Origin of the sequence: Candidatus Sulfotelmatobacter sp. (assembly GCA_035498555.1) — a bacterium.
Lineage (GTDB): Bacteria > Eisenbacteria > RBG-16-71-46 > RBG-16-71-46 > RBG-16-71-46 > DATKAB01.
In genome coordinates, this window is the sequence record DATKAB010000114.1 from 1 (window position 1) to 4,823 (window position 4,823).

General features: G+C 67.8%; 6 protein-coding genes. 5 read left to right on the forward strand and 1 reads right to left on the reverse strand.

The window, feature by feature from the left end; translation table 11 throughout:
* From VMJ70_10085 to VMJ70_10100, 4 genes are all read left to right on the forward strand, one after another.
* Positions 1–333: CHAT domain-containing protein (locus VMJ70_10085; protein ID HTO91471.1), on the forward strand; the 333-nt coding region annotated here is incomplete at its 5' end.
* 214 nt (positions 334–547) lie between these two features.
* On the forward strand, positions 548–865 hold the full coding sequence (locus tag VMJ70_10090) for a metalloregulator ArsR/SmtB family transcription factor (protein ID HTO91472.1): 318 nt from the start codon (positions 548–550) through the stop codon (positions 863–865).
* Positions 858–1,334 carry an SRPBCC family protein gene (locus tag VMJ70_10095; GenBank protein ID HTO91473.1) on the forward strand — a complete coding sequence of 159 codons (477 nt, stop codon included), beginning with the start codon at positions 858–860 and terminating at the stop codon, positions 1,332–1,334. Before VMJ70_10090 ends, VMJ70_10095 begins: the two co-directional genes overlap by 8 nt.
* Positions 1,335–1,402: 68 nt before the next feature.
* Complete coding sequence (locus VMJ70_10100; protein ID HTO91474.1) at positions 1,403–1,771, forward strand: nuclear transport factor 2 family protein; 369 nt, start codon at positions 1,403–1,405, stop codon at positions 1,769–1,771.
* A gap of 31 nt (positions 1,772–1,802) precedes the next feature.
* Here VMJ70_10100 and VMJ70_10105 read toward each other — a convergent pair whose 3' ends face one another.
* Entirely contained in the window at positions 1,803–3,509 is a 1,707-nt protein-coding gene (locus tag VMJ70_10105; GenBank protein HTO91475.1) for a chloride channel protein, read from the reverse strand.
* A 366-nt stretch (positions 3,510–3,875) separates the two neighbouring features.
* Here VMJ70_10105 and VMJ70_10110 point away from each other — a divergent pair.
* Positions 3,876–4,823 (forward strand): DUF222 domain-containing protein (locus VMJ70_10110; protein HTO91476.1); only part of this gene is annotated, 948 nt, incomplete at its 3' end.

Sequence of the window (4,823 nt, forward strand, 5' to 3'; positions counted from 1 at the left end):
GTCGCGACGCTCGATCTCGCCGGCACCGACTGGGTGGTGCTGTCGGCGTGTCATTCCGGCGCAGGCGATGCCTGGTCGCACGAGGGCCGGCTCGGCATGCGCCGTGCGTTCGCGCTGGCCGGCGCGCGCACCGTGATCGCCAGCGCCTGGGCGCTCGGCGACGAAGACACCGGCGAATGGATGCACGCGCTCTACGACGCGCGGCTCCGCCAGCACGCCGACGCAACCGCCGCGATTCGCGCCGCCGACCGCGCCATGCTCGACGCGCGCCGTGCCCGCAAGCGCTCGACGCATCCCTTCTACTGGGCAGCGTTCAGCGCGAGCGGGAGGTAGCTCCCGCTGCCAACGCGACGGCGACCGATCGCCCCCCTTCCCCGCGATTCGGTCGCCGCTCGCCATCCGCTTCGCCCGCTGCACCCGGGCGAACTTGTTCGGGCAGGTGCCCATGCCGCCCCCGCCCACCTCTTCTTACGCTCGAGGGACCGCGGGCGAACGCTCGCCTTGACATGCAATCATTTACTTGCATAATAGAGCGCAGGCACTCACTATGGACAAGGTCTTCAAGGCACTTTCGGATTCCGGCCGGCGCAAGCTGCTCGATCGCCTGTTCGCGAGCAACGGTCTCACCCTGGGTGAGCTGTGCCAGGACATGAAGATGTCCCGGCAGGGGGTGACGCAGCACCTGAACCTGCTGGAAGACGCGAATCTCGTCAGCACGCGGTGGCGCGGGCGCGAGAAGCTCCACTTCTTGAATCCGGTGCCGATTCACGAGATCTACGACCGTTGGGTGAAGAAGTTCGAGCGCCGCAGTCTCAAGGCGCTCGGCGACCTGAAGCTTCGACTCGAAGGAGAGGCTCATGACTAGCATGGAGAGGACTCCGCTCATGACGAAGACCGCGTTCGTTTACGTCACCTACATCCTGGCCCCGGCGCAGAAGATCTGGGATGCGCTTCTCAAACCGGAGTTCACGCGCGAGTACTGGAATCGCGACAACGTGTCGGACTGGAAGCCGGGCTCGAAGTGGGAGCACCGGAAGCTCGACGGCGAGGTGCAGCTGGTCGGCAAGGTGGTCGAGAGCGACCCGCCGCGGCGCCTGGTGATCACCTGGGCGTATCTCGAGGACGAGAAGAACGCCGACGCTCACTCGCGCGTCACCTTCGAGTTGAAGCCGATCGAGAACATGGTGCAGCTCACGGTGACGCACGATCAGCTCGAGCCGGGCTCCGACATGGAAAAGGGCATCACCGCGGGCTGGCCGCGGGTGCTGTCGGGCCTCAAGACGCTGCTCGAGACCGGCAAGGGATTCCCGACCTGGGCCGGCAAGCAGAGCTAGGATGCTCGTGAGTCCCGGCGGTCGCTCCGGCCGCCGGGAGCCACTCGGGCTCTCAAACAGGAGGGGCCATGTCCACTTCCGGCGACGTGGCAAAGCGTTATTACGATGCGGTCGCGAAGCGCGACTTCAACACCATGCGCAGTCTGCTCGCCGACGATCTCGAGTTCGTCGGCCTGTTCGAGACCTATCATGGCCCAACCCAGTACCTGAACACGTTTCAGGGCCTGCTCGGGATCACGAAGCGGCTCGAGGTCAAGGCCGTGATCGGCGAGGGCGATCAGGCCGCGGTGTTCTTCGAACTGGAAACCGGCCCGCCGGCGCCCGCCACCACCTTCGTCGCCGAGTGGATGCAGATCGTGAACGGCAAGATCCGGCGGGTGCAATCGGCGTTCGACGGCCGCCCGTTCGCGGCCATGTTCAGCGGCGGGAAAGCGTAGCGAAGCAACGCCCGCTCGCCCCGCTCGGGCGCTACCCGCGGCTGAACGGCTGCCAGAGATCGCCGCCCGGCAGCTTGATGATGCTCTCGCGGCGGTGCTCGGTCTCGAGATGGAGTTCGCGCGCCTTGAGCAGGTCGCTGCGCGTCAGAATGCCGACCAGTTGGTGCGGCGCCTCGCGGCTCACCACCGGCAGGCGGCCGACGCCCTCGGTCACCATACGGTCGGCCGCCGCGCGGCAGGTCTCGTCGGGATAGGCGACGACCGGCGCACGACCGAGCAGTGACGCGACCGGAATCCGATCGAGCTCCTCGGGCGGCGGCAGGTCGAGCAGCTCGCTGCGCGTCACCACGCCGACCAGCCGTCCGTTCGCGTCCACCACCGGATAGCCCTGGTGCGGGCGGCCATGCCGCACGTCGAAGTAGCGAGCCGCCAGCTCGGTGATGGGAAGACTCGCGGGAACCGACACCGCGGGCGAGGTCGCGATTTGCCTGACGAGCAGGGCCTCGAGCGGGTCGATGCTGTATTCGCGCGTCAGGTGATGTCCGCGACGCGCGACCTTCTCGGTGAGAATCGAGCGCGGCATGATGAGCACCGTGAGGCCGTAGGCCGCCGCGCAGGCGATCAGGATCGGCAGCAGCGCATCGACGCGCTGGCTCAGCTCGAGTGCGAACACGATGCCGGTGAGTGGGCAGCGCATGGTGCCGGCGAGGACCGCCGCGAGCCCGATCAGCGGCCACAACGCATGCCCGCCGGCCGGCAGGAGCGGGCTCAGCAGCGATCCGACCGATGCTCCCATCATCAGGAGCGGCGCCAGCACGCCGCCCGACGTGCCCGAGCCGAGCGCGAGGCTCCAGATCGTCCCCTTGACCAGCAGCAGCCGCGAAAGCGCGCCCGCCGGCAACCTCCCGCCGAGAACGTCGGCGATGACGTCGTAGCCGACCCCGAGCGCGCGCGGCTCGATCAGACCGCCGATGCCGATCGCGAGCCCTCCCAGCGCCGGCCACCACATCCAGTGAAACGGGAGGCGCTGGAACAGATCTTCCGCGGCGTACACCGCCCAGGTGAGCCACGCGGAGACCAGACCGGTGCACACTCCGACCACGGCGCAGGCCGCGAGGGCCGTGAGGCCGAAGGTCGCGGGCGCCGACAGTGGGAACAGCGGCCCGGTGCCGAGCAGAAACGGCCGGAGCGCCGCGGCGACGCCGCTCGCCAGAGCGACCGGAATGAAGCTGCGCGGCTTCCACTCGAAGAGCAACAGCTCGACCGCCAGCAGCACGGCGGCGATCGGGGTTGCGAAGGTCGCCGACATGCCGCCCGCCGCGCCGGCCACGAGCAGTACCTTTCGCTCGGCGGCACTCAGGCGGAACACCTGGGCGATGATCGAGCCGAGCGCCCCGCCGGTCATGATGATCGGGCCCTCGGCGCCGAATGGTCCGCCCGAGCCGATCGAGATTGCCGATGAGACCGGCTTCAGCACCGCGACCTTCGGCTCCATGCGGGCGCGGCCGATCAGGATCGCTTCGAGCGCTTCGGGGATCCCGTGGCCGCGGATTCGATCGGAGCCGAGGCGGGCCATCAGCCCGATGATCAGCCCGCCGACGATCGGCGGAAGGATCGCCCAGGGGCCGAGATGGTGTGAGGCCGGGCTCACTGCCTGGAACGACCATCTCTGGAAATAGAACAGGTTGGTGAATAGCGCGATCAGCTTGAGCAGCGCCGTCGCCACCACCGCGCACATGGCGCCAATGGGTATCGCTAGCGCTGTCAGCGCGATCAAGCGCCGATCTGCGGTGAAATCGCCATGGGATGGCAGGGGCAGTCCTCCGCGGCGGCCGGATTCGCAACATAGCGCATCGGGCGCGGGCGCGCAGGTCGGTCAGGCGGGTTCGCAGCAACCAAGCGTGCGGTGCATCGCGCCAGAGCTACGGCAGGACGACGCTTGTGCCTTTGTCCAGGCGGGGAGCGCCCCTGCGGTGAGTCGCAGTATCAAACTGTACCCGGCAACGGGCGATGAGCGGACGAGTCGAATCGCATTGCACGTGCGTGCATCACAATTCCGCTGAGTCGCCAGCCCCCGTGAAACTCGCCCCCGAGCGAGATTCACGTGAAGAGCCACTCGTTGACGCACGTCTCAAATGGAGCGCTGCTCCAGCGCCTTTCTGAACAAGTCGCCGTGGGCCGCCGCGGCACCGCGGAGGTCGTGGCGCTGATCGCGGAGATTCAGAAACGCCGCCTCTACGCGGCGGCGGGGTTTCCCTCGATGCACGTCTACTGCATCGAGAAACTCGGCTTCTCTGAAGATGAGGCCGACCGGCGCATCCAGGCGGCACGCGCCGCGAGGCGATTTCCGATCATCCTCGACTTGCTTGCCGACGGGCGGGTCCACCTCACCGGCGTGAGACTGCTCAGGCCCTACCTCACTCCGGTGACGGCTAATTCTCTCCTTCGCGCCTCGATCCACAAGACGCGGAAGGAAATCGAGCAGTTGCTCGCCGACCGATTCCCTCGTCCCGACGTGCCGAGCCGGGTGGTGGTGGTGGCGCAGGCCGGCGCGGAACCTGTGAACTCTGCAAATGGCACTCAACCCGTTCCCATGCCGATGGATGAGTCCATTTCACCCGCTCCAGAGCGGATGAAGCCTCTCGAGAATCTCGAGAGTTCGGATCCGAAGGTTCTGGGTACGACGCCCGATTCACCTACCCCTCCACCGACCTCCCCGCCGATGCCACCGCCCCGCGTCGCGCCGCTTGGGACCGAGCGCTATTCACTGCAGCTCACGATGACCAGGCCCACGCACGATCTGCTGCGGCGAGCGCAGGAACTGCTCGACCCTCAAGTCCCGGCCGGCGACCTCGACACCGTGCTCCGCCGCGGGCTCGAGCTGCTGGTTGCGCAACTGGAGAAGCGCAAGCTCGCCGCGACATCGCGGCCTTCGAAGCGCGCTCCGCGCCCCTCAGCGAACCCCCGCTACATCCCAGCCCGCGTTCGGCGTGCGGTCGCGAAACGCGATGGCAATCGCTGCGCGTTCGTCGGCGACGGCGGCAGGCGCTGC

Excerpts from the sequence above, each read along its gene's own strand:
- VMJ70_10105 (HTO91475.1), bottom strand. The coding sequence starts at position 3,509 with ATGTGCGCGGTGGTGGCGACGGCGCTGCTCAAGCTGATCGCGCTATTC.
- VMJ70_10095 (HTO91473.1), top strand. The coding sequence starts at position 858 with ATGACTAGCATGGAGAGGACTCCGCTCATGACGAAGACCGCGTTCGTT.
- VMJ70_10100 (HTO91474.1), top strand. The coding sequence starts at position 1,403 with ATGTCCACTTCCGGCGACGTGGCAAAGCGTTATTACGATGCGGTCGCG.
- VMJ70_10090 (HTO91472.1), top strand. The coding sequence starts at position 548 with ATGGACAAGGTCTTCAAGGCACTTTCGGATTCCGGCCGGCGCAAGCTG.